A 25858-nucleotide genomic window follows, 5' to 3' on the forward strand; every position below is an offset into this window, starting at 1 on the left:
AGGGGCGAGCATGTACGAATCTGGTGGCCTGTTGATCGATGGCGCGTGGCGCGGTGCGTCCGACGGCGCATGTATCGAGGTCAGAAGTCCGGCGACCGGCGAGCCGGTTGGCAGCGTGCCGGCAGCGACCGAAGCCGACGAAGCGGCTGCGCTTGCGGCAGCCGGGCGCGGTTTCGCGCTGTGGTCGAAGACGCCGGCGTGGGAGCGGGCCGCGGTGCTGCGCCGTGCAGCGGATCTACTGAGAGCCCGGATTGACACGTACGCGTTCCTGATGAGCGGCGAGACCGGCAAACCATTGCTCGAGGCGCGTGGCGAAATCAATGCGAGCGCGGATCAGTTCGAGTGGTATGCGGAAGAGGCCAAGCGCATCTACGGACACACTATTGCCGGGCGCCATGCCGACGAGCGGCTTGCCGTCGGGTATCAGCCAGTGGGGCCGTGCCTTGCGTTGTCGGCATGGAATTTCCCGATGTTGCTGCCGGCGCGCAAGATCGCCGCGGCGCTGGCGGCCGGCTGTAGCGTGATCGCGCGTCCGGCTTCGGAAGCGCCGGGGAGTTGCATGGCGCTCGGGCAGGTTCTGCTCGATGCGGGCTTGCCGGCCGCGGTGCTTGGCATCCTGACCGGTCACGCCAAACCGATGGTGGCCCGGCTGGTTCAATCCGCGGTGATCCGCAAGGTGTCGCTGACGGGATCGGTGCCGGTCGGCAAGGAGATCCTGCGGCTCGCCGCCGATCACGTGAAGAAGGTTACGATGGAGTTGGGCGGACATGCACCCGTGATCGTCCATGCCGACGCGGACCCTGTGGAAAGCGCGAAAAAGCTCGCAACGACCAAGTTCCGCAATTGTGGTCAGGTCTGCATCTCGCCGTCGCGTTTCTATGTGCACCGCTCGATTCTGACGCCGTTTGCCGAGACCTTCGCGGCCGTTGCGAGGGAACTCTGGATAGGGGATGGGCGTGACCCCGAAACCACCCTTGGTCCGATGATTCGCGCCCGGGCGGTAGAGAGCGCACTGTCGCTGATCGAGGATGCCCGCGGCCGTGGTGCGCGAGTATTGGCTGGCGGCCAACGGCCGTCATATCTCGAACGAGGACATTTCATCGAGCCGACCGTGCTGGTTGACGTTCCCGACGACGCGAGGATCATGTGCGAGGAGCCGTTTGCACCCGTTGCGCCGATTGCGGCTTTCCACGACGTCGCGGACGTGATCGCGCGCGCCAATGCAACGGAATTTGGTCTGGCGGCCTACGTCTTCACGCACGACTCGGCACTGGCCGCGATGACCGCGGAAGCGCTCGAGGCAGGCATGGTCGGCATCAATGAGACGCTGTTGGCGACGGCCGAGGCGCCCTTCGGTGGTATCAAGGAATCGGGCTTTGGCCGCGAGGGCGGCAGCCTTGGCATACTGGACTACCTGACGCCCAAATACATTCGTCATCGCCTGATCGTAAGGAATGGGACATGAACCAAAAACCGCGTGGCCTGGACAATGGCCTGACGAACTACGGTGATCACGACTTCGCGCGCTATCTGCGCCGGTCGTTTGCCAAATCGATGGGCTACACCGGGGAATCGCTCGACAAGCCGATCGTCGGGATCTGCACGTCGGAGAGTGGTTTCAACAACTGCCATCGCCATTTCCCCGAAATGATCAAGGCGGTCGAACGCGGCGTGCTCGCGGCGGGCGCGTTGCCGGTGGTGTTTCCGGTGATTTCGCTCGGCGAGGTATTCCTTTCGCCGACTTCGCTGGTCTATCGCAATCTGATGGCGATGGCCGTCGAGGAAATGATCCGCGCCCAGCCGATGGATGCGGTGGTAATGCTCGGCGGATGCGACAAAACCGTACCGGCAATGTTGATGGGCGCGATCTCCGCAGGGCGGCCCGCGGCCATGGTGGTGGCCGGTCCGATGATGACCGGACGGCATCGCGGCGAGCGGCTTGGCGCCTGCACGGACTGCCGCCGCTTCTGGTCGAATTTCCGCGCCGGGAAAGTCCCGGAGCAGGAGATCAGGCAGGTCGAGGGGCGTTTGGCCGTCACCTCGGGAACGTGTGCGGTCATGGGTACGGCGTCGACCATGGCGCTGATTGCGGAAACGCTGGGCATGATGCTGCCCGGGTCGGCGGCGATTCCGGCCGTGCATGCGGATCGACTGCGCAATTGCGAGGAGACTGGAGCGCTGGTTGCGCGCATGGCCCTCGATGGCGGACCGAAACCGGCCGAAATCGTGACGCCCGCATCGGTGCGCAACGCGTTGCGTGTGCTGCTGGCGGTCTCCGGTTCGACCAACGCCGTGATTCATCTGGCGGCGATCGCCGGTCGTATCGGACTGAAGATCGATTACGACGAGTTCAACCGGCTGTCGGATGAAACGCCGGTACTCGTGGATCTCAAGCCGGTAGGCAACGGCTACATGGAGGATTTTCATGCGGCAGGCGGGCTGGAGGGTGTTCTGCGCGGCTTGATGCCCCAACTCGATCTGACCTGTCGCGACATCGCCGGGCAGAGCCTCGATGAGCGTTTGAACAAGCCGCTTGCCGATCCGATCGATACGGCCGTGATCCGCTCGACCGAGCAACCGATCAGTGCCGAGGGCGGCCTGATCGTTCTGAACGGTAGTCTCGCCCCCGGCGGCGCGGTGCTGAAGCGCGCCGCCGCGACTCCCGAACTGCTGGAACACGAAGGGCGCGCGGTGGTATTTACCTCACTCGAAGATCTCGCCGCGCGCATCGACGACCCCGATCTTGACGTCCGCGCGGACGACATCCTCGTATTGCAGAACGCCGGGCCGCGCAGTGCTTCAGGCATGCCCGAAGCCGGCTATCTGCCGATTCCGCAGAAACTTGCGCGGGCGGGGGTGAAGGACATGGTGCGGATTTCCGATGCGCGCATGTCGGGCACCGCATACGGGACCATCGTGCTTCACGTGACGCCAGAGGCGGCGCTCGGCGGCCCGCTGGCGCTGGTGCGCAATGGCGACCGGATCCGGCTGTCGGCGCGGGACAAGCGGATCGATCTACTGGTTGACGAGGCCGAGCTGACGCGTCGTGCCAGTGAGCTCCGTCCGGCGGAAGGGATCTATGCGCGCGGTTACCAGCGGCTTTATCACGATCACGTGCTATCCGCCGCGGCAGGGTGCGACTTTGATTTCCTCACGGCATTTCCTGCCGACGAGCTCAAGTAGGCTCATCCGCCCCAGCGGTGTCGTCGAAAATGCGCTCGTCGAATTCGATCGGGAAGGGGGCGTTCCGGCTCAGCGTTCCGGCGTCGGACGCGTTCCGGTACTCGGCAAGACGGGCCGAAACAATGTTTCGAATGTGATTGCCGACTATCGCGGTTTGCCTGGGCCCCAGTGTTTCGAGGCGACCCAGCAGGTCACCGGGGAAGCGAAGCGAAATGTAGGGGGTATCGGGCCCGGCCGGGTTGCGCACTAGCAGCACGTTCAACCGACCGTCCGCCGCAGCCTCTTCGCTGTAGATAGCGTCATCGTGGAAGGAGCGCGATACCGCCTGGGCGACGCGCTCCAGAACACTGCGAGTGATCTGATAGATGGGCATATTCGTCTCCTGATCGGACGCCCGACAATCGTATCACTTTCCCTTTTTCGCGCCTGCACGTAGCGCGTCACTCTCGTACGCGTCGCCGACATCGGGCAATTTTGTTTGAGGCTGCGTTATACTCGATTCCATGGATACGAAACCGACCTCGCTGAAAGTGCACCGTTGGTGGCACGCCTGAATCCGGCGGCCCGTTTCCACACACACGCATATTTGCAAACATGATGCCGCCAGTCCTGGCGGCATTTTCGTTTCTGCGCGCTCGTGGCTGGTGGCATCCAAACCAGGAGCCTCCTGTCCATGACACACACCAACCGCCCCACGATCTTGACCGGTGACCGCACCACCGGCCCGCTTCACCTCGGCCACTATATCGGCTCGCTGCGTGCGCGCGTCCAACTTCAGCATGAGGCGCAGCAGTTCCTGCTTCTTGCTGACACCCAGGCGTTAACCGACAACGTGGGCCGGCATCAGAAGGTTACCCAGAACGTCATCGAAGTAGCGCTCGACTATCTTGCGGTGGGCATCGACCCAGCGAAGTCGACCATCTTCATCCAGTCCCAGGTACCAGAACTGGCCGAGCTGTTTCAGTATCTGCTGAACGTCGTGACGGTCGCGCGCCTCGAGCGAAACCCGACTATCAAGGAAGAGATTCGCCTGCGCGGTTTCGAGCGCGACATCCCGGCGGGCTTCCTCACGTATCCGGTCAGTCAGGCGGCTGATATCACCGCGTTCAAGGCAACCCACGTACCCGTGGGCGATGACCAGCTACCGATGATCGAGCAGACCAACGAATTGGTGCGGCGCTTTAACAGCACCGTCGACCGACCCGTGCTGGTCGAATGCGAGGCGGTGCTGTCACAGGTCACGCGATTATCCGGTATCGATGGCAAAGCCAAGATGAGCAAATCCCTCGGGAACGCCATCGCACTAGGCGCCACGCCGGACGAAATCACCAAGGCAGTCAACAACATGTACACCGACCAGAACCACTTGCGAATCAGCGATCCTGGTCAGGTGGAAGGCAATGTCGTGTTCGCGTTTCTCGATGCATTCGAGCCGGACGTGCAGAAGGTCGACGAACTGAAATCCCACTATCGGCGGGGTGGACTTGGCGATAGCGTGATCAAGCGCGTGCTGAACGAGCGGCTCCAGTCGCTCATTGAACCGATTCGCACACGCCGTCGCGAGTTGGAGGAAGACCCGGCCGAGGTGCTTGCGATCCTGCGTCGCGGGACGATGCGCGCGCGGGAGGTGGCGGGAGAAACTTTGTCAGAGGTCAAAAGCGCGTTGGGCTTGACGTACTTTCAGCGCTGAACAGAGGGGATCGGCCGTGGCGCGCTCGCCCGCTTCAGATGTTCAAGGTAAAAGGCAGCGACGACAAATGCGTGGTGTTCGTGCGGCGAGGCCGGGCTTGGACATCCCGAACATTGCGCGATGATCCTCCATCTGTGCTTCGAGGGTGCCCAGATCGCGGCGCAAGGTTTAGGCGCGGATCGTGTGGCTACGCAGTTGGAGAATTTAGTCGACGCGATGCAGGACACGCGACGCGCGGCACGTTCCAGGCGTGACGTAAAAGGTGGTCGACGTAGTAAAGCCCCTGGTACGAAACGATCCGTCTGACGAAGGCGAGAGCGATCAGTTTTCGACGACGGCAAGAATCAGCAATCGCGGTGGCGGATTTCGCAATTGCCGCGTCGGGACACAACCGGCAGCATGACTCACATCATGCATCGCTCTCCGTTGCCGGGTCGCTTCAATGCTGCATCGCGACGACGGTTCGCCATTTTTTTCATTGGCGGTTTTTGGCTCTGGGTCGATTCAGGTCCTCGAAGAATCGGTTGCTGCCGTAGAAGGCGATGATGAGCTCAACAAATCACGGAATTGTTGCGCCTCAGGAGCCTCAAGGGCATTTTCCGACCTATGGAGATCGTGATGCAAACGCTGTCACACTGGATCGTTGTTCTTACCAATGCGTACATGGAATACACGACGTGCAACTGGAACGCCACGCACGTCTACCGGCGCACGGTTGGATATGACCAGGTGATATGGTGCTGAACGGAAGGCGGGCTTGTTGTTCCTTGCGGTGCGTGACGGTTCTCGTTCAACACTCGCAGTTTGTAAATTACGCCTTTTTCACGTAGGCGTTACACCATCCTTTTGCTTCGACCAGCTTGCCCCCATAGGTCGGGCACGGCCCATTCGTGGAACCGGGTTTGCCCTGATACAGTTGGCAATTGGCGCAAGTCTGCCCTGTCTGGTACCGAGGGAATTTCGACTTGTCGACCTTCGACGCGTCCATCTTGTATCCGAGCGCCTGCGCGGTCGGATCGTTTTCGGCGAGCACGGGCGCGTCCGCGTTTGACTTCGTCGAGAGAATGGTCGTTGAGGCAACGGATGCGGCAAGTATCATGAAATGACGGCGAGAGAGCGACACGATCGAAACTCCTTTCGAGACACGATCAGACGGCCGCAAAGTGACACTGAACCGGTCAATCGCGAACCGCCTCGTCATAACACATGAGCAATCAGCATACCTTTCGATTGTTGAACACCGGTTTCGCAGTCGGCCTGCCGGTCGACATATCACTTTGAGATATATTCAAAGTGGTACGTGCGCGATCCCGCGTGACTCTCGAGTTATCCGTCCACCGGCGAACGCATGTCATTGCGACTTCAGGTGCAGATCGTTGCTCACGGATTGCACCCCCGGCACGCTGTGGGTCACCGCAAGGGCTTCCAGAATCTGAGCCTGTGAATCCACGTCTCCCGACAACTGCACGACGCCTCGGTACGTTGCCACGCTGATCGGCAACGAACGTAGCGTGGAGTCCGCGGCAAGCGCCTGCTTCACGCGGCCGGCGAGCGTGGCGTCGTCAGTGGCGACTGCCGTCGGCGCGGTCGCGGACGGTCTCGCTGTGGTCGTCGACTTACAGCCGCTCGTGAACACGAACGCGGGCAGAGCGAACATCGCGACGATCAGTAACCGGCCTTGGATGTAGGGCGTGTTTCGCATTGAAGTCGATTTCCTGAACAAGCTCTGAATGAAACATTCGTACATTCACTTCATCTGAACGAAGCGGTCCGGCTTGTCGAGTATACGGCGTCACACTGATTTTCAACCGATGGTGCTTCGTGTCCCGTGACGGCCGCCGACCTCACGGAGCCGTGGTGGATCAACATGGGAGCGATGGCCATTACGACGTTGGCCGGCAGCCGTCTCATTCTGGCAGGGCATAACCTGGGCGGGTTGGCCCGGCGACGACTACCTGGTGCTGAGGGTCCTCACCACCGCGTGCTGGTTCATGGCGACATTCTGGATTCCTCTGCTCGCCGCGCTTTTCATCGAAAAGCACGTGATCGTCGGCGAGTCAATACGCTCTACGGCGGCTGAGTGGTCTGGCGTCTTCCCACTCGGCATGTACGCCGCCGCGACCTGCCTGTACGCCGAGGCCACCCGGTTGCACTTTCTCAGTTCCGTGGCTCGCGTTACCGTCGTTGTCGCCTTTGCAGCATGGGCGCTGGCCTCGGTCGGCCTGCTGCGCTCGGCGCCGAGGTCGGTCACGGGAAAATGACGGACGTTGCGCGAGTCATTGGCAGTGTCTAAGCGTCGTTCACCCAGTTGCTCGGTCGTTGACATATTTGCCTGAAGCATATAATAATTTGCCTGAGGCAAATACAAAGGTGCAATCATGTCCGATGTCACCGTCGACCAGCGCGCGCAAACCGTTCGCAGCTTCAACCGTTTCTATACGCGCCAGATCGGCGTGCTGCACGAGCATCTGCTCGAAAGCGAGTTTTCGCTGACCGAGGTCCGCATCCTGTATGAGCTCGCGCACCGCACGGACCTCACGACGTCGGACCTGTGCCGCGAACTGGGCCTCAATGCCGGGTATCTGAGCCGCGTGATCTCGGGCTTCGAAAAGAAAGGCCTCGTCGTCAAATCGCGCTCGGCGGCGGATGCGCGCGTTGCGCATCTGGAACTGACGGAGCAGGGCCGCGCGACCTTTGCGCCGCTCGATCAAGCATCGCAGCGCGAGGTCATCGCGATGCTCGAGCGGCTGCCGCAAACCGCCCAGCAACAACTGGTCGACGCGATGGAACAGATCCGCACGCTGCTGAGCGATCCGGAGCCGGGCTTCATTCTGCGCGAGCCGCAACCGGGCGACATGGGCTGGATCGTGCATCGGCAAGCCGTGCTGTACGCGCGGGAGTTCGGCTGGAACGCAGAGTACGAGGCGCTGGTCGCTGAAATCGTCGCGAAGTTCGTCCGCGAATTCGATCCGAAGCGCGAACGCTGCTGGATCGCCGAGAAAGACGGCAAGCCGGTCGGCTCGGTGTTCGTGGTACGGCAGGACGACACGACCGCGAAGCTGCGGCTGCTTGCCGTCGAAGCAAGCGCGCGTGGCCTCGGCATCGGCCAGCGTCTGGTCGACGAGTGCATCCGCTACGCGCGCTACGCCGGTTACCGGAAACTCGTACTGTGGACCAACAGTGTCCTCACCGACGCTCGCCGCATTTATGAAAGGGCGGGTTTCACGCTGGTAGAGGAGGAGCCGCATCACAGCTTCGGCAAGGACCTGATCGGTCAGAACTGGGCGCTCGATCTGTGAAGGTGGATGGCAAGGCGTCGTCGGCCGCTGCGATCACAGGTGTGCTGGTCGGTGTCGCAATGGTGTCGACGCGCGCGGTGTCGAGCGATGCATCGCCGCCAACGCTCGCTTTTCTTCGGTACCTGATCGGCACGCTGGTACTCGCCATCCCGGTGCTGTGCGGCTCGCGGCCGCGCTTCGCGCTGAAAGACGCGGTCGCGATCGCCGTGCTTGGCGTTTTTCAGTTCGCGCTGCTGATCGTGCTGATCAATGACGCGTTGCAAACATTGTCCGCCGCTAGCTGCGCGCTCGTGTTCTCGACCATGCCGCTTTTTACGATGATTTTCGCAATCGTGATCGGCCGCGAGGTCTTTCGCTGGACCAAGCTCGCCGGCCTGGCGCTTGCGGTTTGCGGCATCGCGTTGCTGTTGGCTGCGTCCGCTTCACCTACCGGCGCGCATCCGAGCACGGCCCCCGCATTCGCTGCTTTGTTCGGCGCGACGTTGATCGGCGCGGTGTGCAGCATCATGTACCGGCCGTATGTGCAACGCTATCCGGCGCTGCCCACCAGCGCATTGGCGATGACCGCCGCGGTCGTCTTTCTCGCCGTATGGTGCGCTCTGACCTCGCAGCCGCTCGTGCCCGGCTTGAGCGCAACGCAATGGGCGAACGTCGGCGTCATTGGCTTATCGAGCGGCATCGGATATTTTTGTCTGCTGTGGGCGCTCGCGCGTATCGATGCGAGCCGCGTCGTCGCGTTTCAGGCGCTCGGGCCGGTCACGGCTGCGGCCATCGAACTGTTCATCGCGCGGCGGCCGCCGTCGATGCCGTTACTCGTTTCGATAGCGATCGTCGTCATGGGTCTCAAGCTGGCGGTGAGCGAGGCACCGCCTTGGCTGAGACGATCCAGCACGCGGCGCGCAGCGCGGCGTTAATAGCGGTCATCGCGCAACTCAACCGAAAGCGGGGAATCGCCTAGACTACAGAACCGACGGACGCTGTCGTCCCCGCGACTCTATCCGGCCATGGCGCATATCTTTTTCGCAGCTTCGATTCAGCGGCATATCGCAACGCCCGAGCGCGAGATCGACGCGCGCACACTCGGCGAAGCGCTCGAAGCCGTGTTCGTCGCGCAGCCTCGACTGCGCGGCTACATCCTTGACGATCAGGGCTGGCTGCGACCGCATCTCGCGGTATTCGTCGACGGCCGGCGGGTCCACGACCGGGAACATCTGTCCGACGCGCTCGGCGAGCAAAGCCGGGTTTACGTGGTTCAGGCGCTGTCGGGCGGGTGAGAGGGCCAACAGTACTCGAGGAGTCACTCGATATGAGCGATCGATTGCTTGTCGCGACCCGCAAGGGCCTGTTCGATGTCAGAGCCGACGGTGAGGGCGGCTGGCACGTCGGCGATCTGCATTTCGCCGGCGAGCCAGTGAGTATGGTGCTGCCCGATCCCCGCGACAGCTCGCTGTATGCGGCGCTCAATCTCGGCCACTTCGGCGTGAAGCTGCATCGCCGGCGCGCGGGCATGACGGATTGGGAAGAGTGCGCGGTTCCGGTCTACCCGCCGCAGCCTGCCGACGAGACGCCTGCCGCAGACGGCGCGCACGCGAGCGCAGGCGCCGACAGCGATGACGGAGCCGCGCCCAGCCGGCCGGCCACTCCCTGGACGCTTCAGCAGATCTGGTCGCTCGAAACAGGCGGCCCGGACGAGCCGGGCGTCTTGTGGGCCGGCACGATTCCGGGCGGGCTTTTCCGTTCCGGCGATGGCGGCGACACATGGGTGCTCAACCGCGCGCTGTGGGATCGCCCGGAGCGCCGTGAATGGTTCGGAGGCGGCTACGACGCGGCGGGAATCCATTCCGTGATGGTCGATCCGCGCGACAGCCGGCACGTGACGATCGGTGTGTCGTGCGGCGGCGTCTGGCAAACCGACGACGGCGGCGCGAGCTGGCGCGTGAGTGCCGAGGGCATGGAAGCCGACTACATGCCGCCGGAGCGGCGCGGCGAAGCCAACGTGCAAGACCCGCACCGCGTCGTGCAATGTCCGGCAAACCCGGATGCGCTGTGGACTCAGCATCACTGCGCCATCTTCCGCTCGATCGACGGTGCGGCTCACTGGCAGCGGATCGAAGCGCAGCCGTCGAGCTTCGGCTTCGCGGTTGCCGTCCATCCGCGCGACCCGGACACCGCGTGGTTCGTGCCTGCCGTGAAAGACCAGTGCCGCATTCCGGTGGACGGCCAATTCGTCGTCACGCGCACACGCGACGGCGGCCGCACGTTCGAACGCTTCTCGAGCGGGTTGCCGCAAACACCGGCGTATGACCTTGTGTATCGGCACGGGCTCGCGGTAGATGACACTGGCATGCGCCTCGCGATGGGGTCGACCACCGGTTCGCTCTGGACGTCCGACGACGGCGGCGAAAACTGGCAATTGATTTCTGCGCATTTGCCGCCTGTCTATTGTGTCCGGTTTGGATGAGGGACCTGCGTTAGAAGATCGAGGGCGGGCAATGGGACGGACCGCGCGAATTTCCGCAGCGGCCCGTCGCGCGCGCTAACTCATGATTGGTGCCGTCGCAGTTTCGATCCGGGACACCTGGTTCGCGGTAATCATGCTGCCGAGGGCATGACTAGAGCGCGGTTCCTGCACTCCAGAAATGATGTATTGCCACCGGTGTCTGAACCGGGGACTCGACATCGTCCGGACCTTACCTCGCACGCCGGCGCTGCTCAGGCATGAACTCGACTATCAAAAGGTCATGGGCGTGACGATGATGGCGGCGACGGGCTGGGCTGCCAAAGAAGTGCTCGACGCCTATACGCGGGCCCGTTCGCTATGCGACGAGCTAGCGGGCGAGAGCGAGTTGTTCACCGTACTGCGAGGCGAAGGGCAATACCGGATCTTCCGGGGCGGCGGGATTCCACTGTGCAGGTGGCGCGCCATGCCCACCTCGGTCAACGTGCCGCCACGCGTATTAATCTTGCCGCCGGACCCGGCTTCGCCAGCGCGTCTGCCTGGTCAACGGCGACGCGCCACTTCGGAAACGTGCCGGAGCCGTCGACTGTCCACGACTCGCCCATTTCGTCGACATACATCGCGTTCGGGCTTCGCCCGGCCGCCGACGCGCGCCGCAGCGCGCCCGGCGCAGCGCGTTCGAACGACCGGCTGCCCAGCTCGTTGAACACTGTCGCCAGCGGCCGCCGCGCCTGGCCAGACCGGCTGAGCGGTGCGGCAAGCGGTCCGGCGGGCGCACGCAGCACCGCGTCGGCGCGCTCGCGGCCGGCGAGGATTGCACCGAGCAGTGCGGACGGACCGCTCGAAGCCGATGTCTCGTTGGACGCATCTGCGGCGCGCTTCGCGTTCGGTGAATCCAGTGCGAGCGGTTCGCTCGCGCCATCGATCCGCACGACGAGGATCACGTGCCAGTCGTCCGGCGTGTTGTTGTAGCGCGGCGCGAGCGACACGAGACGCAGCCGCTCGATCTCGAAACCCGCGTCGCGCAGCAGCAGGTATTTGGCGACGGCGAAATCCTTGCATACGCCGCTTTCGGCAAAGAATCGTGCCGGCGTGTAGTAGCTGCCGTCGGTTCCGTCGCGGTAGCGGACCTCGTTGACGAGCGCGTCAGCGAGCAGCACGGCTGACGCATCGCCGGCCTTCGCGCGCTCTGCCCGCACCTGCGTAACGAGACGGGTCCAGCCGGCGGGTTCGCGCATCAGGTGTCCGCGCAGCGCCTCGCGCAGGCGCTGCACGCGGCCGATCGCATCCGACGATGGTTCGAGCTGCCTGTCGGCAAGCGGCAGCAGGAACATCAGGTCGCCGACTTGCGCGAGTTCCGGGCGGATTTTGCGGTTGGCTTCCCACCACGTCCCGGTGCGTAGGCGCTCGATGCCGGCTTTCAGCTCTTGAGGCGTCGCCGAATCGCTGGGGCTCGCGTCGAGCGTGCCGGACGCATAGCGTTGCGATGCGTCTGGCAGGATCGCGGCGCCGGCGACGACCGGCAACAGCACCGCGGCTGCGAGCGAGCACTGGAGAAAGCAGAGGAGCAGTCGAGCGAGTGGCATAGGTAGACTCCAGGAAGCCACACCGGACGCCGATGCGCGACAGTGTTTTCGAAGTCCCTGGGATGGCGTCTTACGCCATTCAGCGCAGGGCAACGCTGGCTGGACCCAACACTGCACGCGACGTGCCAATTCGTCATATTTCTCTACCTCATTGATTTACAAGGAAATTGGCTTTGCGGTTCGGGCGCCGCGAACGCCTCTTGACGCCGATCGCCCAACAGACACGCGATACCTGTTGGCGTCACTCGCACACTTTGAGTTGACGGAAGCTGGAGGCCGTGTCTCCGTTACCATCGCTGATGGGGATCCTCGACGAAACAGGCGACCGCGCGGAACTATCCGAAAGCATTGGGAGGCTTGAATGGCTGCTGAGCACGACACGTTGCATCCACTCCGCCCGCTCCTGAAGAACTGGATCTGGGAGCATGGACGAATCGGGACTCGCTATCTGGACTGTATCGATGGCGAAATCAAGTTTGATGAAGGCAAGAAATCGCGCTTTGCGGCCGAAAAATATATCTACGTGCCGCTCGATCCAGACGCTGACGACGACACATCTGCGGATGGCCCGCCGATCCAGGAAGCGGGACTTGCCCGGTTTTTGCGGGCAGCGCAATTGGGCAAGCCAGATGAGGCCGGCTCGGTAGCGGAGATCCACCGCGCGGTTCAGGACTGCGTGGAGCTCGGGGTGTTCAGCGCATATCAGTCGGACGCCCGGGAGGCGCTCGCGCGCTATGCGAACGAGCCGATGTTCGAGGATGAAATCCGCGCGGCAGTCATCGCTGATATCCGGCGCGGTTACGCGGGCCTGCGCAAGCAACTGGCGCTGTACGATTTCAGCGTGCTTTACGGTCTGGCCATGCCGCTGCTTATCAGCGAGACGCCCTTCATCGACTGGCGCACGCGAGGGAGTCCAGCGGTACCGTTCGTATCGCTTCCCCTTGGACCTTACTGCCTGCTGGTAGGCGCGCCGTCCGGCAGGAGTAGCCGGGTGGGCCCGGTGGTCTGGAAGGCTGCGACCTCGATGGGGCCGCTGAAGGACCACAACCGGAAAATCGAGGAGCACGCACGCTTGTGGCTGGTAGCGACCACGGACGACCAGCTCGTCGCGATACAACGCCGCTTCGCTGCGGTCAGGAGCCCCAAGCCAGACACATGAAGCCCCGGCTGAACTGCGCGGTTCCTTCAGGGCAGTTGTAAATCAAGCGCTGCCTTAACCGGAGGCTCATTGCTCCGATGAAACGGGACGATGTGCATCGTGGACTCACCAAGGTGCTGTTCAAACGTACAGTAGCGCGCACTTCACGTAACGGCCTAGACTTAACATGTGGATATGGACTAGAACGCGGAGCGAGTTATGGTCACGAGGACTGTCCGACGGACACTTTCCAGTCTGACTTCGGCGATTACGCATGCGCCCACTAGTAAGCGTCGGATCGAACATACCGTGAAATCGGCTCAGCAAAGAGCGGACGAGGCCTGGAGGCGCACGACTCACGGACCGCAAAACTCCCTGGTACGTAAAGATCCGAAGGGGTAATTTTCGCAAGGCAGACGCAAGGCCAAACCCGTCGGATTGGACGCATATGCTGCTTCTCCCAGAACCGGATGCGGAGGCACCACTATGTCGAGCAAAAGCGATAGGGACGCCAGATCCACCCGATTGAATCCCGGCAATCCAGCCTCCGCGAGTTCTCGAGCGGGCAACTTCGGCGACGATGACGACGATGGGGAACCCATCTCTTACGTCGATCGGTACTTTTACACTCCGCCTCGCGCGACCCCGTTCCAGGTGATAGGGCAGTACGGAGTCGGGGTGGTTTCACAGGAAGGCGAAGCGAGGTTTGTCACCTTTCGTCTGGAAGCCACCGCGAGCGCGACCCTCCTTTATTCCCACTCGAGCCTGCAGTCGCGCATGGAGGACTATTTCGAGCGTTTCGCGATCCATGTGCATGGGCTGTTCCACATGCACTTCAAGGCTCCGCCGGTGTTGTATGTGCAGTTTGACGGAACATCTGGCCGGCTGCCGTGGCACGTTCCGCTCGACCTGGAACAACCAGAGACAATGCGGACGTTTCTGATGTCGCACAAGCCGTTCATGAACTGCGCACCCGCTCCCGATGCAGTGATCGAACTGTTATGTGACCGCCTCAGCGAACCAGGCGAGGATTGGGGTACTTTCCAGGTGCCGAATCGAGACGCTTCGGATCTGACATTCATCTACGCCACGCGCTGCAACGCTGAGATTCAGAAAAATTCCCACCCGGGCCCGACAGCGTTCGAGACGACAAGAACGAGAACGATCATTTGAATTGACGCGTCGATCATTGCATTTCTTGGCCTGGCAGCCGGAGTAAACTGGATTTGCGGCGTCGTTACCGCACAAGGAGATCGAGATGAAATTCGCCGAAATGTTCAGGTTCGCAAGGCGGAACCCCAAGGCTGGTCAGGCAGCCGACGGAGAACATCAGCATGATCACGGCAAGTCGGCGCAAAAGGAAGCGAGAAAGCAGTGGGACGTAGTCGCTCGCAATCGTCATAAGCACGCGAAGTGGCAATAGGACACGACGACTGGGCCACGGAGACAAAGAACAAGGCGTGGTAGTCGTATTTCGGTTTACATCGTTTGGTCGCTCGATCTGCCCGCTGTGACGCGCACACGGACGCGGTTGCCCGCGCCCATGTGCGCCCGCATCAGGTTGCCGGCGCGGTCAGCGACGTGTTGTACGTGGTGCCCGCAATCACCACGTTGCTCAGCGTAATGCCGCTCACCTTCGTGTTTAGCGCCCGGGACGGCCGGCTCTTCAACTTTGAGCCGGGCCAGTTCATTACGGTGTCCGCCGAGATCGCCGGCAAGGAGGTCAGCCGTTGCTACACGATCTCTTCGCCGCCGACACGCCCCCATACGCTTTCCATTACGGTCAAGCGCACGCCGGGCGGCATCATGTCGAACTGGCTGCACGAGAACATGAGGGAGGGTGTCGAGCTGAAAGCCTTCGGACCCCGCTGCAAAGCTTCTGTATCTTGCGGCGGGATCGGGAGTGACACCGTTGCTGTCAATGACGCGGGCGGCGCTCGACCTCGGCCTGAATCGCGACATCGTGTTTATTCATAGCGCCCGGACGCCGGAAGACATCATCTCTCGCAACGAGCTTGCGTGCTTGTGCGCGCTCTCGGACAAGCTCCGGGTCGTGCACGTATGCGAGGCGACCGGGAACGAGCCGGATTGGTCGGGTCCCGTGGGGCGTCTTGATCTTGAACTGTTGAGCCGGCATGTGCCGGACTACCGCGATCATGAAGTGTTCATCTGCGGCCCGGGCGGCTATATGGAGGCTTCCGAAAGATGCTCGAGGAAGGTGGGCACGATCCCTCCGGATATCATCAGGAAAGCTTCAACTTCGCGGAGACTGTGGAGTGCGCCGAAGGGCCGGGCGCGCAGTCCACCGCAGAAGCGAGCGGGCAGATAGGCTATACGGTGCAGCTGGCGCGCTCGGGTCGCGCGTTCATGATGGACGGTTCGCAGACGGTGCTCGTCGCCGCGCGCAAGGACGGTGTGCCCTTGCCATCGTCATGCAGCCAGGGCATATGCGGGACCTGCAAGACGAAAGTCCTCGAAGGCTCGGTGGACATGAAGCACAACGGAGGCATCCGCCCGCGTGAAATCGACAAGGGCATGCGCTTGATGTGCTGCAGCCGGCCGACTTCGGATCTGATTCTCGATCTGTAGCTTTTCCGATTCCGGGGAGCCCTCGGCCCGGAGCATCCTCGATTGCCCATGCAGCGCCGGCGAACGCGATACCTGATCGGTGCCGGGACCATGGGCAAATTGTCGAGCGAGGCGTCGGCGCCTCGCGTACGAGCAGTTGGCGTGGTCAACGGACGGACGAATTGCCGAGACCCAGGCCTCTCTCCGTCCTTCGGTGTCAGTAGTGAACCACGGTCCGGATCGATTTGCCCTCGTGCATCAAATCGAACGCTTCATTGATGCCAGACAGTGGCCTCGTGTGGGTGACGAACGGCGCGAGCTGGATCTTGCCCTCCATCGCGTCTTCCACCATGTCGGGCAGTTCCGAGCGGCCCTTCACGCCGCCAAAGGCCGTGCCCAGCCAGCGGCGGCCGGTCACGAGCTGGAACGGACGGGTGGAGATTTCCTGGCCCGCACCGGCCACGCCAATGACGACCGACTGGCCCCAGCCACGGTGCGCGCATTCGAGCGCCGCCCGCATCACGTTGACGTTGCCGATGCATTCGAAGCTGTGGTCCACACCCCAGCCCGTCATTTCGACGATGACCTGCTGGATCGGCTTTTCGTGATCATTGGGGTTGACGCAATCGGTCGCCCCGAAGGCGCGCGCCAGGTCGAACTTGCCCGGATTGGTGTCGATGGCGATGATGCGGCCAGCCTTGGCGAGCTTGGCGCCCTGGATCACGGCGAGGCCAATGCCGCCCAGCCCGAATACGGCGACGGTATCGCCTTCCTGCACCTTGGCGGTGTTCTTCACCGCGCCCAGACCCGTGGTCACGCCGCAGCCGAGTAGGCACACCTGCTCGGGATTGGCCTGCGGGTTGATTTTGGCGAGCGACACCTCGGCCACCACGGTGTACTCGCTGAACGTGGAGCAGCCCATGTAGTGATAGAGAGGCTGGCCGTTGTAGCTGAAGCGGGTCGTGCCGTCCGGCATCACGCCCTTGCCCTGCGTGGCGCGCACGGACACGCACAGATTGGTCTTGCCGCTCTTGCAGAACAGACACTCGCCACACTCCGCGGTGTAGAGCGGGATCACGTGATCGCCGGGTTTTACGCTCGTCACGCCTTCACCCACTTCCACGACGATGCCGGCGCCCTCGTGACCGAGCACGACGGGGAAGAGGCCTTCGGGATCGTCCCCCGAGAGGGTGAAGGCATCGGTATGGCAAACACCGGTATGCGTAATCTTGATCAGCACCTCGCCCTTGCGAGGCGGTTCGACGTCGATCTCGACGATCTCGAGGGGCTTACCTGGCGCAAACGCAACTGCAGCACGCGATTTCATAGTGGTCCTGTTAAGAAAGGGGCGGCCAATTGCGGGTTGGAAATCCCGCATTCAACTAGCGTAGATAGGTTCGAACGAGGGTCACGACATCGTCGATCGACCCCGATGGGGCATCCGCGGATCCCGCAAGGTGCGTGAACTCCTCGCGCAGATGACTTTCGAGCACACCGGCCATCACCCCGTTGATCGCGCCGCGGATGGCAGCCAGTTGCTGGAGCACCGGAGCGCAATCGGCGCCATCCTGCAGCGCGCGCTCGAGCGCGTCCAGCTGGCCGCGGACCCTGCGCACGCGTGTCAGGACGCGTTTCTTTTCTTCGACGGAATGAGGCATGACAGCGACGATGTGTGGATACTAGGGGGCAGTATAGGACAATACTTTTGGGGAGTATAGCTTTCCGGGGATTCGGCGGCCGAAATACCAGGTGAATAGCCGGACTGCTACCGTGGTGCATCCGGCGCATAATGAATTCCTACTGGTCGTGCCGCGGCGAGGTTGTATGCGCTGCACAAACTGCGGATTCGATAATCTCAGCAGGGCCAGGGTCTGCGAAGCCTGCGTGACCATGCTGACGTGCGTGTGTCCCCGTTGCGGGCGCGGGTCCGCCGCAACCGCCCGATTCTGTAGCAAGTGCGGGGCGCCGCTCAGCGAAACGCCGGAGCCGGCGAGCTCCGTCCAGCAACCACCGCCTGCACCGGTCAACTACACGCCCCATCATCTTGCCGAGCGTATCCGTGCCGAGCACGTCGCGATGGAAGCAAGAGGCGAAACTCGCGCGGCACTACGCGGATATCTGTCGACGCTCCAGCATCGACATTCGCGCGGAGTTTCTCTGAGCAGCCTGCTGACTAAAGCGTCTGGCAGTCGTAGTGAGCCGAAGTGCGCGAAGGAGCAGAGATGACCCACTTGCAGGAACGCTTCGTCGAGTTGTGGACGCGCTGCGGCGGCGCACGCGCTGAGGCGGTCTATGCCGACCTCGCGCAACGTTACGGCGAACCCATTCGTCACTATCACACGCTGCGTCACGTTCGCCGCTGTCTGCGCTATTTCGATGTGGCGCGCAGCGCGATTCCGCATCCTGATCTCGTGGAACTTGCGCTGTGGTGCCACGACATCATCTATGTTCCAGGCGCAAGCGACAACGAACAGCGCAGCGCGGACTGGCTTCGACGCTCGGCCGGCGATCGCATTGCGATGTGTCAGCGCATCTGCGAAATGGTCCTCGCTACCCGTCATACCGGCGCGCCGGAAGAACTCGATGAACGCTTTACGTGCGACATCGACCTCGCTGTGCTAGGCGCCGCGAGATCCCGGTTTCTGGCGGAAGGAGTGCGCGTGCGCAGAGAGCGCTCCGACCTCGACGACCTCGCGTATGACTTGCAGGAACGAAAGTTCCTCGGCAGCCTGCTTGCACGACCTCGCATCTATTTCACGGACTATTTCCACGCGAGATGCGAGATGCGTGCTCGCGGGAATCTCACGTGGCGGCTCGCGTCGGAGACGCCGGGATCGCGGTAGACCCGGACGGGAGAGCGGGGCTCGCAGACCTCAGCGATGGGGCTTGAAAAGGAGACCCCGGCAGCGAACCGCCGGGGTCGTACTCGCCGCGCGCTGCGAAGTTGCCGCAAGTTCTGCACTTCGGGGTGCTTATTCCCGGGATCAATGCAGCATGCCCAACATGGTTCGGTCGTTGAAGTCGTACACTGGAGATCCCGGACCACGTTGATGCCATTGTTGATCTCGCGGCGATGAAAACGAAGCAGCAGATGGCACCGATTGGAGCACAGCAGTTGGAACTAGTGCGCTCGGTGGATTTACCGGGCGCAATGCTTAGAGCCGGGCGCCGCCTGTCGCGTCGATCACCTGTCCCGTAGTCCAGCGTGCGTCATTCGAAGCCAGGAAGGTGATGACGTCAGCGACGTCGTCAGCTCGACCTACTCGCGAGAATACCGACATCGCCTCCGCGCCGGCGCGCGCTTCGGGCACGGTTAGCCACTCCGCATTCATGTCCGTGTCCGTCACGCCCGGCATGACCGTATTGACCGTGATGCCGCGACGCCCGAACTCAGGGGCAAGCGCCAGCGTCAGGGTCTCAACGGCACCTTTCGATGCGGCGTACGCGGGATGCGTTGGAGCGGCGACACGCGTAAAGCCCGTCGAAACGTTGATGATTCGTCCATTGTCGCGAATGTGATCGGAAACGGCCTGGATCAGAAAGAACGGTGCCTTGAAGTTGACCGTGAGCACCTCGTCGAAGGTCGCCTCACTGGTTTCAGACAAGGGAATCCCCGGTGCAATGCCGGCGTTGTTGACCAGAATGTCAAACCGCGGCTCACCGGTGGCGGCAATCGCGGCTGCCTTGAACTGCTCCCAGATACTGTCCGTTGCTTGCTTCCCGCGGCTCAAGTCCGCTTTGATGGCGATGGCTTTTGCTCCGAGGGCCTCGATCTCGCGAACGGTGGCGTGAGCAGCATCCGCGTTGCTGCCGTAGTGCACGCCGATGAGCGCGGCTCCTTCTCGCGCGAAGGCCAGCGCCACAGCACGGCCGATACCCCGCGAGCTTCCCGTTATGATGGCCGTTTTACCTGAAAGTTTTCCAGACATCATTCATTCCTTTTCGAATTGAATAGTGATCGTTATATTAATAACGCTGAAAACACGCTGTCAATGTTTTTTATAGGAATCGTTACAAAATGAGTCACCCCGCCCGAAAACGTGGCAGACCGAGGTTGCTGGAGCGCGACGTGGGGCTTGATGTCGCCGCGCGGCTGTTCTGGGAGCATGGATACGAGGGCACCTCGATAGCCGATCTGACCGAGGCCATGGGTATTCCGCCGCCGTCCCTCTACGCAACGTTCGGCTCAAAGGAGGAGCTTTATAGACAGGCGGTCGACCACATCAGCAAGCGTGAGAACGGGAAGTGGCTGGAAGCGCTGCAAGGAGACATGCCCGCCTACGATGCGATAGCGTTCTACCTGCACGACGCCGCGGCACGCTTTACCGACCCCGGAAGGCCGCGCGGCTGCATGATTTCGACGGCTGTTCTTCAATATGCCGAAAAGAGCGAATCCGTCGCACGGGCGGTCGCCGAGCGGCGGGAGTCCTGGTTCCAGGCCGTCAAGGCACGCTTTGACCGTGCCGTCGCCGAGGGTGAGCTTGCCCCGGAGACCGACACTGAAGCTCTCGCCCGCTTTTACGAGGCGGTCGTGCAAGGCATGTCGGCGCAAGCCTGCGACGGGGCATGCAGGGCAATATTGAAGCGACTGGCTGATATTGCGCTGTCGGCATGGCCTCAACCTCAACCTCAACCTCAACCTCAACCTCAACCTCGTCGCAGGAAACCGGTTGCGTGAGTGCATGGGTCCGGAATTGGCAAGGTCTGCCTGGATATGCGAATCCCGCGCGGCCGGCCACTTGCAGTCTTCGGAGATGGGTTGCCGCGAAATAGTGAAAACCTTCCAGCTATGCTTCTGGAACAGTTTTACGGTCGCATGTCCGATTCCGCGACTCGCACCGGTAAACAACATATAGCGGGTTGGCTTATCGTGTGTGGCGATTCGGAAAGTTGACTGCTCGATGCGGGTACCGGGTTCATGTCTCGCCGGCGATAGCGCCGTCCTTAAGACGTTGGGGCAATCTGAACCGCGAGACCTCAATGCGTCGCTTCCGCCAGCAGTAGCGCAGCCAGGTCCGCCGGACGATCCAGCATGATGGAGTGACCACACGGAATATCGTGGACCTTCCATCGGGGGGCGTCCTTCAATCGGGCATACGTCTCGACAAACCAATCGCCTCCGTTATCGCTCGCGAATACATAGGTGCGGTTAGCAACGGGTGCCGAATCCGCTCCTGCGCGGACGCCTTGAACGAACGTGGCCAGGGGCTGCGGCACCGACATCCTGTCGACCCAGGCGGCGTCTGCTTCATTTACATTGAATAGGGCTGCTGGAATAGGCGGAATCATTCCGCCGGATTGGCCCGCCTGCGTGAGGAAAGCCAGCGCGGTCTCGGCGCCGGTAATATCGACAAGTGACTGCCCATCGGCTGGCGCGTAGGCATCGAGATAGAAAAGCCTGCGGATGCGCTCCCCGATTTCATGCGCTACACCAGTTATGACGAGGCCGCCATACGAGTGACCGCACAAGATTGCGTCGGTGATGTCCTCGTACTTGAAGACGTTAACAATGTCCTGAATGTGAGTGTCCAGGTTGATCGCCCGGTCGGCCAGGTGAGAGCGTTCGCCGAGGCCGGTCAGCGTGGGAGTGTAGACATCATGTCCGGCCTCGCGAAGCTGGCGGGCGACTCTTGCGTACACCCAGCCGCCCTGAAAAGCACCATGAACTAGCACGAATTTCGCCATGACGATTGTTCCTTCTGTTTCCTTGTGAGCGATTCACTGTGCCCCGTCTCCGGTACGCGGCTTGGTGGAGATCGGCCACTGGCTGAGCGCGACTCCGAAAACGCAGATAATGGCGCCCAAAATCAGCGTAGGGGTAATGGGTTCATGCCTGAAGGCGACGCCAGCGCCAATTGCGAAGAATGATTGAAGCAACGCGTAGGGGGCAACCCGAGCCATCGAGAATCGGGCTATAAGCCAGAACCAGATCGTAAATGCGACGATTCCGCCGAGCATCACGGTAAAGGCGAAAGCCAGCCACTCAGAACTCGACGCCCTCTGAAGCGCGTCGATCTGCCCACCTTCCACGATCATCGAAAGTCCAAGAAGCTGGAATGCCGTGAAGAGCGATACCCAGGCGAAGAGCATCACAGGGTCGAAAGGGCCGAATTTCTTTGCGAGTACGTTGCCCATCGCCAACCCGAAGGCAGACCCGATCACGAATAGAGTCGGAATGGTCGAGACCTTCAACCCCGGATCGGCGATTGACAGGGCCACACCGCACAGCGCGAAGCCGACGCCGATCACCATTCGGGCAGAGGGCCTCTCTCCAAGCATTGGCCAGGCAAGCATCAGGGTAAAGGGCGTCCAAAGCTGATTGGCAATCCCGGCGATTCCCGCCGGCGATTGCGTCAATCCTATGAATGAACACGCGAAATTCACCCCTCCCATGAAACAGGAAATCAGGAAGATCGGCCAAATCTCCGGGCCCCGAATTCGTGCCACGAACGGAATAAGAATCGCGGCAATCACGGCAAATCGCAGGCCCGCGAAGAAGAGCGGTGGCAGCACCGTGAGCCCCGCTTTTACGACGACAAATTGAAATCCCCACAGCAAAGGAACAAGCAGCGCCGCTGCTATATGAATAGCTTCCATTGATAACTAAACCAATCAGTCCATAAATAGACGCGAGAAATGCGTCGCGCCTCATCGTCAGCAGTCAACGTGCCAGACTGCTGATCAGTGTCTGCACGGCATCCCTTGCCCTGTCAGATTCGATTCCTGTCTTGCGAACGACACGAAGCCCTTCGAGAAAGCAAACCAGCACGTGAGCGGCCGCCTCAGGGCTAACGTTCCTGCCCAGATCGCCTTCCTTCTGGGCGTGCTTCAACGCTTTGACCAACCGGGCCTCCATCGCCCTAAAGAAATAGGCGATCCGGTTCGAAACCTCGTGATCATGCGCCGCCAATTCCATCGCTGTAGCCACAACCAGGCAGCCGCGCTTGCCGGCAGCACCATTGGTACGCTCGACGTAGCCGTCCATACACGCCTTTAGCCCCGCCAGAGCTTTCTGCCCTGAGGCAAGCTCAAAGTCGAGACGTTTGAGCGCCTGCACGATGTAGTGATCGAGGGCGAGCAGGAAAAGACCGTGTTTGTCGCCAAAGGCTGCGTACAGACTCCCTCGGGAGAGCCCGGTCGCTTGCATCAGGTCCGGCAAAGACGTGCCTTGATAGCCGAGCGTCCAGAAGACCTGCATTGCACGCTCGATAGTGTGGTCGACGTCGAACTCGCGGGGACGTCCTCGCTGCCGGTCGGTGATGGAGTTTACGTTACGCATGCTCAATTTATAAACCGCGCAGTCCAGAAAAGTCAATGAAGATTTGCAAAGCTCATCTGTATGAGCACGCACGCTCTACGGTGGTTCGTGTTTCGTCACGGCACGCAGACTTGCGCGGCGCGAATCATTGCCCGAAGGCTCGTTTGCACATCCGCGTCAGTGGTGGCCCAACTGGAGACACTGATTCGCATGGCGACGCGGCCCTGCCATACTGTGCCGCCACACCAGCAAATGCCCTCGGCCTGAAGACGGTTGATCACGGCGCGCGTCACCTCCGGCGTACCAAATGAGACGATCACCTGGTTGAGTACGACACGATTCAGGATTTCAAAGCCACTGGCCTCGAGACCTTGGGCAAACATTCGGGCATACCGGCAGGTACGTTCGACTAGCCCCGCAACGCCATCTTTGCCCAGGTTAAGAAGCGCCGCCCAGATATCCACACCGCGCGCTCGTCTCGAGGATTCCGGCGTGTAGTACGACGGTTCCCGCTCAGTCGCGTCGCCCTCTGCCAGGTACGCGGCATTCAACGACATTGCCGCACGCAGAGTGGCGGCTCTGCGCACTAGAACGATGCCATTGTCATACGGTACGTTGAGCCATTTATGCCCATCCGTCGCCCAGGAGTCGGCTTCGGCCACGCCATCCGTCAGACTGTCGAACTGACGATTTGCAAGCGCCCATAGCCCGAATGCACCATCAACATGGACCCAGGCACCGGCTTTCCTCGCGAGGCGGCATATCTCGCGCGCCGGATCGAAATCGCCGGTATTGACGTTGCCAGCCTGGATGCACACGATCGTTTGCTCATCCAGTTCCGGAAGTTCGCTGACTCGCATCCGGCCCTGGTGATCTGTTGGCACTACGATGACCCGCTCGCGTCCGAGTCCTAACATCGACAACGCCTTGGAAACGGTCACGTGAGTCTCTTTACTGACGACTATACGGAGTTCCGGAGCGCCGTAGAGTCCCTTCGCCTCCACGTCCCAGCCCAGGCGGGATAGCAGCGCGTGGCGTGCTGCTGCCAGCGCCGCAAAGTTGGCCATCGACGCGCCCGTAACGAAGGCTCCTGCGACGTCGTCCGGCAAGCCGAACAGATCGCCGATCCAGCGTAGCGCAACGTCTTCGAGCGTTGCCGCAATCGGCGAAGTCCATCGAAAGCACGCGTTTTGATCCCAGGCAGTCGCGAGCCAGTTCGCTGCGATCGTTGCGGGCAGCGCGCCGCCGATCACCAAACCGAAGTACCGTCCGCCCGTTGTCGCGACGGTAGCGGGGGACCCAGCCTCGTCGAGGCGGCGCAAGACTTCACGTGCATCCAGCCCGGCGTCCGGCAATGTGTGCCGGAAGTCATTCAGGCCTTGCAATGCCTGAGTAGAAACGTTGACCGGCCTGTCATGCACAGACTGAACATAAGCGAGCGCACGTTGCCCGGCGTCCTGCAGCAGTTCAGCGGTCGGGGTCAGTCCGGCTGCTTTTGCACTTTCGTCGAGTTTCATATGGTTCGTTCCGGAGGTTTAGGCATACGACCATGCGGGCGCAATAGAAACCGGTCACGTTTGTCGAGCAGCGACTTGCGACCAACGCTACCCGAGCGACGCTGGGTCGCTCACTACCTTGGTCTGATATTGCGCGCGCAATGATGCAGCGAAAATCGTGTCTATGTCGCGCGGAATACCCGGGCGGGTGAACAGCGCTACGGGTGGCAAGGTCCAGTCGAACGCATAGGGGACAATCGCCACGCCCGCAATCCGTACGAGTTCTTCCGCGATGTCTGCCGGCATGATGGACACGGCGTTCTCGTTCAATGCGACCGTCTCGCCAATCAGCCGCGGCGATAGGCTTTCGACAACAGGAAAGGGCGGTGTGACGCCGGCGTGCAGGAACAGATCGGATATCTGGTCGCGCATCGGGGTTTGCGATGCACCGAGAATCCAGTCGAGTTCGGCGAGTTTTCGCCAGTTCATTGCGCTGCGTGAGAGTCTGGCAGCGAGGCGCCGGGAAGCGATCAAACGGGGTTTTTGCTGATGAATCACTTCGAAATGAAGATCATCGAGATCGACGCTCGACGATGCACGTCCGATCACAATGTCGAGTGTATGGTCGCGCAATTGGGACATTAGCCCTTCGCTCGTGCCTTCGTGGATGGAAAAAGTGAGCCCCTGCGTAATCTGCGACTGCGTATGACGGATTGCCGCCGCCAGAGTCTTTCCTGAAATGAAGGAAATCACGCCGATGTGAAACCGCGTCGCGTGACCGGAGATCAGCGCGCCGACATCGGATGCGAGGTGGTCGAGATCGTGCAGCATCGACTCAGCGCGTGAGAGGACGGTCGTGCCGAGCGCGGTCGGAATCATGCCGCGTGACGAACGCTCGAACAGCGAACCACCGAACATATCTTCCAGTTCAGCGAGCGCATTCGTGATGGCTGGCTGACTGCTCGCCATGTGCTCGGCTACGCGTGTGAGAGAGCCATGTTGCCGTATTTGCAGCAGCAACATGAGATGGCGCATTTTCAGGCGTGCACTCAAGCGCCTTATCACTTCGTCCGTGTTGAATGACACGATAGGGCGAATCCAGACATAACCAAAAGGTGATGCCCCGATAATAAAACAAAATAAACCTCGCATGCCTCGTTCCTAGAATGTGTTCCATGGCGA

The 25858-nt window shown here is 61.5% G+C and carries 27 protein-coding genes and 1 pseudogene; 16 read left to right on the forward strand and 12 right to left on the reverse strand.

The window, feature by feature from the left end:
- Positions 1 to 10 precede the first annotated feature (10 nt).
- Both AB3X89_RS01180 and AB3X89_RS01185 read left to right on the forward strand, forming a co-directional pair.
- On the forward strand, positions 11 to 1465 hold the full coding sequence (locus tag AB3X89_RS01180; protein WP_368581421.1) for an NAD-dependent succinate-semialdehyde dehydrogenase: 1455 nt from the start codon (positions 11 to 13) through the stop codon (positions 1463 to 1465).
- Positions 1462 to 3183: an IlvD/Edd family dehydratase gene (locus AB3X89_RS01185; protein ID WP_368581422.1), complete on the forward strand. Its 1722-nt coding sequence runs from the start codon at positions 1462 to 1464 to the stop codon at positions 3181 to 3183. Before AB3X89_RS01180 ends, AB3X89_RS01185 begins: the two co-directional genes overlap by 4 nt.
- On the opposite strand, the gene AB3X89_RS01190 is transcribed toward AB3X89_RS01185, so the two are convergent.
- The gene (locus tag AB3X89_RS01190; protein ID WP_368581423.1) at positions 3176 to 3556 is read right to left on the reverse strand and encodes a hypothetical protein; all 381 of its coding nucleotides are present in this window, start codon (positions 3554 to 3556) and stop codon (positions 3176 to 3178) included. The two genes, AB3X89_RS01185 and AB3X89_RS01190, sit on opposite strands and share 8 nt — an antisense overlap.
- 300 nt (positions 3557 to 3856) lie before the next feature.
- On the opposite strand from AB3X89_RS01190, the gene trpS reads away from it, so the two are divergent.
- Positions 3857 to 4873 carry a tryptophan--tRNA ligase gene (gene trpS / locus AB3X89_RS01195; RefSeq protein ID WP_368581424.1) on the forward strand — a complete coding sequence of 339 codons (1017 nt, stop codon included), beginning with the start codon at positions 3857 to 3859 and terminating at the stop codon, positions 4871 to 4873.
- A gap of 618 nt (positions 4874 to 5491) precedes the next feature.
- Positions 5492 to 5617, forward strand: a complete 126-nt coding sequence (locus AB3X89_RS01200; protein WP_260332324.1) for a hypothetical protein — start codon at positions 5492 to 5494, stop codon at positions 5615 to 5617.
- A 67-nt stretch (positions 5618 to 5684) separates the two neighbouring features.
- Here the strand turns inward: AB3X89_RS01200 and AB3X89_RS01205 are convergent, their stop codons facing one another.
- Positions 5685 to 5996, reverse strand: coding sequence for a high-potential iron-sulfur protein (locus AB3X89_RS01205; RefSeq protein ID WP_368581425.1), 312 nt, complete (start codon positions 5994 to 5996; stop codon positions 5685 to 5687).
- A 228-nt stretch (positions 5997 to 6224) separates the two neighbouring features.
- Positions 6225 to 6575 (reverse strand): BON domain-containing protein, encoded by a 351-nt coding sequence (locus AB3X89_RS01210; RefSeq protein ID WP_368581426.1) that lies wholly within the window; start codon positions 6573 to 6575, stop codon positions 6225 to 6227.
- A gap of 256 nt (positions 6576 to 6831) precedes the next feature.
- Between AB3X89_RS01210 and AB3X89_RS01215 the strand changes: the two genes are divergently transcribed.
- From AB3X89_RS01215 to AB3X89_RS01235, 5 genes are all read left to right on the forward strand, one after another.
- A complete protein-coding gene (locus AB3X89_RS01215) occupies positions 6832 to 7134 on the forward strand; it encodes a hypothetical protein (RefSeq protein ID WP_368581427.1) in 303 nt (100 codons plus the stop codon).
- Positions 7135 to 7251: 117 nt separating this feature from the next.
- On the forward strand, positions 7252 to 8172 hold the full coding sequence (locus tag AB3X89_RS01220) for a GNAT family N-acetyltransferase (RefSeq protein WP_368581428.1): 921 nt from the start codon (positions 7252 to 7254) through the stop codon (positions 8170 to 8172).
- Positions 8169 to 9086, forward strand: a complete 918-nt coding sequence (locus AB3X89_RS01225; RefSeq protein ID WP_368581429.1) for a DMT family transporter — start codon at positions 8169 to 8171, stop codon at positions 9084 to 9086. The genes AB3X89_RS01220 and AB3X89_RS01225 overlap by 4 nt, the downstream gene beginning before the upstream one ends.
- Positions 9087 to 9176: 90 nt before the next feature.
- Entirely contained in the window at positions 9177 to 9446 is a 270-nt protein-coding gene (locus tag AB3X89_RS01230; protein ID WP_368581430.1) for a MoaD/ThiS family protein, read from the forward strand.
- Positions 9447 to 9478: 32 nt separating this feature from the next.
- Positions 9479 to 10633, forward strand: coding sequence for a WD40/YVTN/BNR-like repeat-containing protein (locus AB3X89_RS01235; protein ID WP_368581431.1), 1155 nt, complete (start codon positions 9479 to 9481; stop codon positions 10631 to 10633).
- A 476-nt stretch (positions 10634 to 11109) separates the two neighbouring features.
- On the opposite strand, the gene AB3X89_RS01240 is transcribed toward AB3X89_RS01235, so the two are convergent.
- Entirely contained in the window at positions 11110 to 12216 is a 1107-nt protein-coding gene (locus AB3X89_RS01240; RefSeq protein WP_368581432.1) for a transglutaminase domain-containing protein, read from the reverse strand.
- Between the two features lie 361 nt (positions 12217 to 12577).
- Between AB3X89_RS01240 and AB3X89_RS01245 the strand changes: the two genes are divergently transcribed.
- The 4 genes and pseudogenes from AB3X89_RS01245 (at position 12578) to AB3X89_RS01260 (ending at position 15943) form a co-directional block, all read left to right on the forward strand.
- Positions 12578 to 13375 (forward strand): hypothetical protein, encoded by a 798-nt coding sequence (locus AB3X89_RS01245; RefSeq protein ID WP_368581433.1) that lies wholly within the window; start codon positions 12578 to 12580, stop codon positions 13373 to 13375.
- 465 nt (positions 13376 to 13840) lie between these two features.
- Entirely contained in the window at positions 13841 to 14527 is a 687-nt protein-coding gene (locus AB3X89_RS01250) for a hypothetical protein (protein ID WP_368581434.1), read from the forward strand.
- Positions 14528 to 14612: 85 nt separating this feature from the next.
- Positions 14613 to 14777, forward strand: coding sequence for a hypothetical protein (locus AB3X89_RS01255; RefSeq protein ID WP_368581435.1), 165 nt, complete (start codon positions 14613 to 14615; stop codon positions 14775 to 14777).
- 200 nt (positions 14778 to 14977) lie between these two features.
- A pseudogene (locus AB3X89_RS01260) lies at positions 14978 to 15943 on the forward strand (2Fe-2S iron-sulfur cluster-binding protein).
- A gap of 196 nt (positions 15944 to 16139) precedes the next feature.
- Here AB3X89_RS01260 and AB3X89_RS01265 read toward each other — a convergent pair.
- Positions 16140 to 17249 (reverse strand): S-(hydroxymethyl)glutathione dehydrogenase/class III alcohol dehydrogenase, encoded by a 1110-nt coding sequence (locus AB3X89_RS01265; protein ID WP_368581436.1) that lies wholly within the window; start codon positions 17247 to 17249, stop codon positions 16140 to 16142.
- A 55-nt stretch (positions 17250 to 17304) separates the two neighbouring features.
- Positions 17305 to 17580, reverse strand: coding sequence for a formaldehyde-responsive transcriptional repressor FrmR (gene frmR / locus AB3X89_RS01270; RefSeq protein WP_368581437.1), 276 nt, complete (start codon positions 17578 to 17580; stop codon positions 17305 to 17307).
- 166 nt (positions 17581 to 17746) lie between these two features.
- On the opposite strand from frmR, the gene AB3X89_RS01275 reads away from it, so the two are divergent.
- Together AB3X89_RS01275 and AB3X89_RS01280 are read left to right on the forward strand one after the other, a co-directional pair.
- The gene (locus AB3X89_RS01275) at positions 17747 to 18148 is read left to right on the forward strand and encodes a zinc ribbon domain-containing protein (RefSeq protein WP_368581438.1); all 402 of its coding nucleotides are present in this window, start codon (positions 17747 to 17749) and stop codon (positions 18146 to 18148) included.
- On the forward strand, positions 18145 to 18765 hold the full coding sequence (locus AB3X89_RS01280) for a hypothetical protein (protein WP_368581439.1): 621 nt from the start codon (positions 18145 to 18147) through the stop codon (positions 18763 to 18765). Before AB3X89_RS01275 ends, AB3X89_RS01280 begins: the two co-directional genes overlap by 4 nt.
- Before the next feature lie 312 nt (positions 18766 to 19077).
- On the opposite strand, the gene AB3X89_RS01285 is transcribed toward AB3X89_RS01280, so the two are convergent.
- Positions 19078 to 19851, reverse strand: a complete 774-nt coding sequence (locus AB3X89_RS01285) for an SDR family oxidoreductase (RefSeq protein WP_368581440.1) — start codon at positions 19849 to 19851, stop codon at positions 19078 to 19080.
- 89 nt (positions 19852 to 19940) lie between these two features.
- Here AB3X89_RS01285 and AB3X89_RS01290 point away from each other — a divergent pair, with 89 nt between their 5' ends.
- A complete protein-coding gene (locus AB3X89_RS01290) occupies positions 19941 to 20600 on the forward strand; it encodes a TetR/AcrR family transcriptional regulator (protein WP_368581441.1) in 660 nt (219 codons plus the stop codon).
- A 299-nt stretch (positions 20601 to 20899) separates the two neighbouring features.
- On the opposite strand, the gene AB3X89_RS01295 is transcribed toward AB3X89_RS01290, so the two are convergent.
- From AB3X89_RS01295 to AB3X89_RS01315, 5 genes are all read right to left on the reverse strand, one after another.
- Complete coding sequence (locus AB3X89_RS01295) at positions 20900 to 21607, reverse strand: alpha/beta fold hydrolase (protein ID WP_368581442.1); 708 nt, start codon at positions 21605 to 21607, stop codon at positions 20900 to 20902.
- A gap of 33 nt (positions 21608 to 21640) precedes the next feature.
- Positions 21641 to 22519: a DMT family transporter gene (locus tag AB3X89_RS01300; protein ID WP_368581443.1), complete on the reverse strand. Its 879-nt coding sequence runs from the start codon at positions 22517 to 22519 to the stop codon at positions 21641 to 21643.
- Positions 22520 to 22583: 64 nt separating this feature from the next.
- The gene (locus tag AB3X89_RS01305) at positions 22584 to 23237 is read right to left on the reverse strand and encodes a TetR/AcrR family transcriptional regulator (protein WP_368581444.1); all 654 of its coding nucleotides are present in this window, start codon (positions 23235 to 23237) and stop codon (positions 22584 to 22586) included.
- Between the two features lie 59 nt (positions 23238 to 23296).
- Complete coding sequence (locus tag AB3X89_RS01310) at positions 23297 to 24697, reverse strand: aspartate aminotransferase family protein (RefSeq protein ID WP_368581445.1); 1401 nt, start codon at positions 24695 to 24697, stop codon at positions 23297 to 23299.
- An 87-nt stretch (positions 24698 to 24784) separates the two neighbouring features.
- A complete protein-coding gene (locus AB3X89_RS01315) occupies positions 24785 to 25762 on the reverse strand; it encodes a LysR family transcriptional regulator (protein WP_368581684.1) in 978 nt (325 codons plus the stop codon).
- Between the last annotated feature and the right edge of the window lie 96 nt (positions 25763 to 25858).

Origin of the sequence: Paraburkholderia sp. BR14320 (assembly GCF_040948665.1) — a bacterium.
GTDB classification, from domain to species: Bacteria; Pseudomonadota; Gammaproteobacteria; order Burkholderiales; family Burkholderiaceae; genus Paraburkholderia; species Paraburkholderia youngii.

Bases quoted from the DNA above. Each gene is read 5' to 3' on its own strand.
- AB3X89_RS01180 (WP_368581421.1), top strand. From the start codon at position 11: ATGTACGAATCTGGTGGCCTGTTGATCGATGGCGCGTGGCGCGGTGCG.
- AB3X89_RS01185 (WP_368581422.1), top strand. From the start codon at position 1,462: ATGAACCAAAAACCGCGTGGCCTGGACAATGGCCTGACGAACTACGGT.
- AB3X89_RS01190 (WP_368581423.1), bottom strand. From the start codon at position 3,556: ATGCCCATCTATCAGATCACTCGCAGTGTTCTGGAGCGCGTCGCCCAG.
- trpS (WP_368581424.1), top strand. From the start codon at position 3,857: ATGACACACACCAACCGCCCCACGATCTTGACCGGTGACCGCACCACC.
- AB3X89_RS01200 (WP_260332324.1), top strand. From the start codon at position 5,492: ATGCAAACGCTGTCACACTGGATCGTTGTTCTTACCAATGCGTACATG.
- AB3X89_RS01210 (WP_368581426.1), bottom strand. From the start codon at position 6,575: ATGCGAAACACGCCCTACATCCAAGGCCGGTTACTGATCGTCGCGATG.
- AB3X89_RS01220 (WP_368581428.1), top strand. From the start codon at position 7,252: ATGTCCGATGTCACCGTCGACCAGCGCGCGCAAACCGTTCGCAGCTTC.
- AB3X89_RS01230 (WP_368581430.1), top strand. From the start codon at position 9,177: ATGGCGCATATCTTTTTCGCAGCTTCGATTCAGCGGCATATCGCAACG.
- AB3X89_RS01235 (WP_368581431.1), top strand. From the start codon at position 9,479: ATGAGCGATCGATTGCTTGTCGCGACCCGCAAGGGCCTGTTCGATGTC.
- AB3X89_RS01240 (WP_368581432.1), bottom strand. From the start codon at position 12,216: ATGCCACTCGCTCGACTGCTCCTCTGCTTTCTCCAGTGCTCGCTCGCA.
- AB3X89_RS01245 (WP_368581433.1), top strand. From the start codon at position 12,578: ATGGCTGCTGAGCACGACACGTTGCATCCACTCCGCCCGCTCCTGAAG.
- AB3X89_RS01250 (WP_368581434.1), top strand. From the start codon at position 13,841: ATGTCGAGCAAAAGCGATAGGGACGCCAGATCCACCCGATTGAATCCC.
- AB3X89_RS01255 (WP_368581435.1), top strand. From the start codon at position 14,613: ATGAAATTCGCCGAAATGTTCAGGTTCGCAAGGCGGAACCCCAAGGCT.
- AB3X89_RS01265 (WP_368581436.1), bottom strand. From the start codon at position 17,249: ATGAAATCGCGTGCTGCAGTTGCGTTTGCGCCAGGTAAGCCCCTCGAG.
- frmR (WP_368581437.1), bottom strand. From the start codon at position 17,580: ATGCCTCATTCCGTCGAAGAAAAGAAACGCGTCCTGACACGCGTGCGC.
- AB3X89_RS01275 (WP_368581438.1), top strand. From the start codon at position 17,747: ATGCGCTGCACAAACTGCGGATTCGATAATCTCAGCAGGGCCAGGGTC.
- AB3X89_RS01280 (WP_368581439.1), top strand. From the start codon at position 18,145: ATGACCCACTTGCAGGAACGCTTCGTCGAGTTGTGGACGCGCTGCGGC.
- AB3X89_RS01285 (WP_368581440.1), bottom strand. From the start codon at position 19,851: ATGTCTGGAAAACTTTCAGGTAAAACGGCCATCATAACGGGAAGCTCG.
- AB3X89_RS01290 (WP_368581441.1), top strand. From the start codon at position 19,941: ATGAGTCACCCCGCCCGAAAACGTGGCAGACCGAGGTTGCTGGAGCGC.
- AB3X89_RS01295 (WP_368581442.1), bottom strand. From the start codon at position 21,607: ATGGCGAAATTCGTGCTAGTTCATGGTGCTTTTCAGGGCGGCTGGGTG.
- AB3X89_RS01300 (WP_368581443.1), bottom strand. From the start codon at position 22,519: ATGGAAGCTATTCATATAGCAGCGGCGCTGCTTGTTCCTTTGCTGTGG.
- AB3X89_RS01310 (WP_368581445.1), bottom strand. From the start codon at position 24,697: ATGAAACTCGACGAAAGTGCAAAAGCAGCCGGACTGACCCCGACCGCT.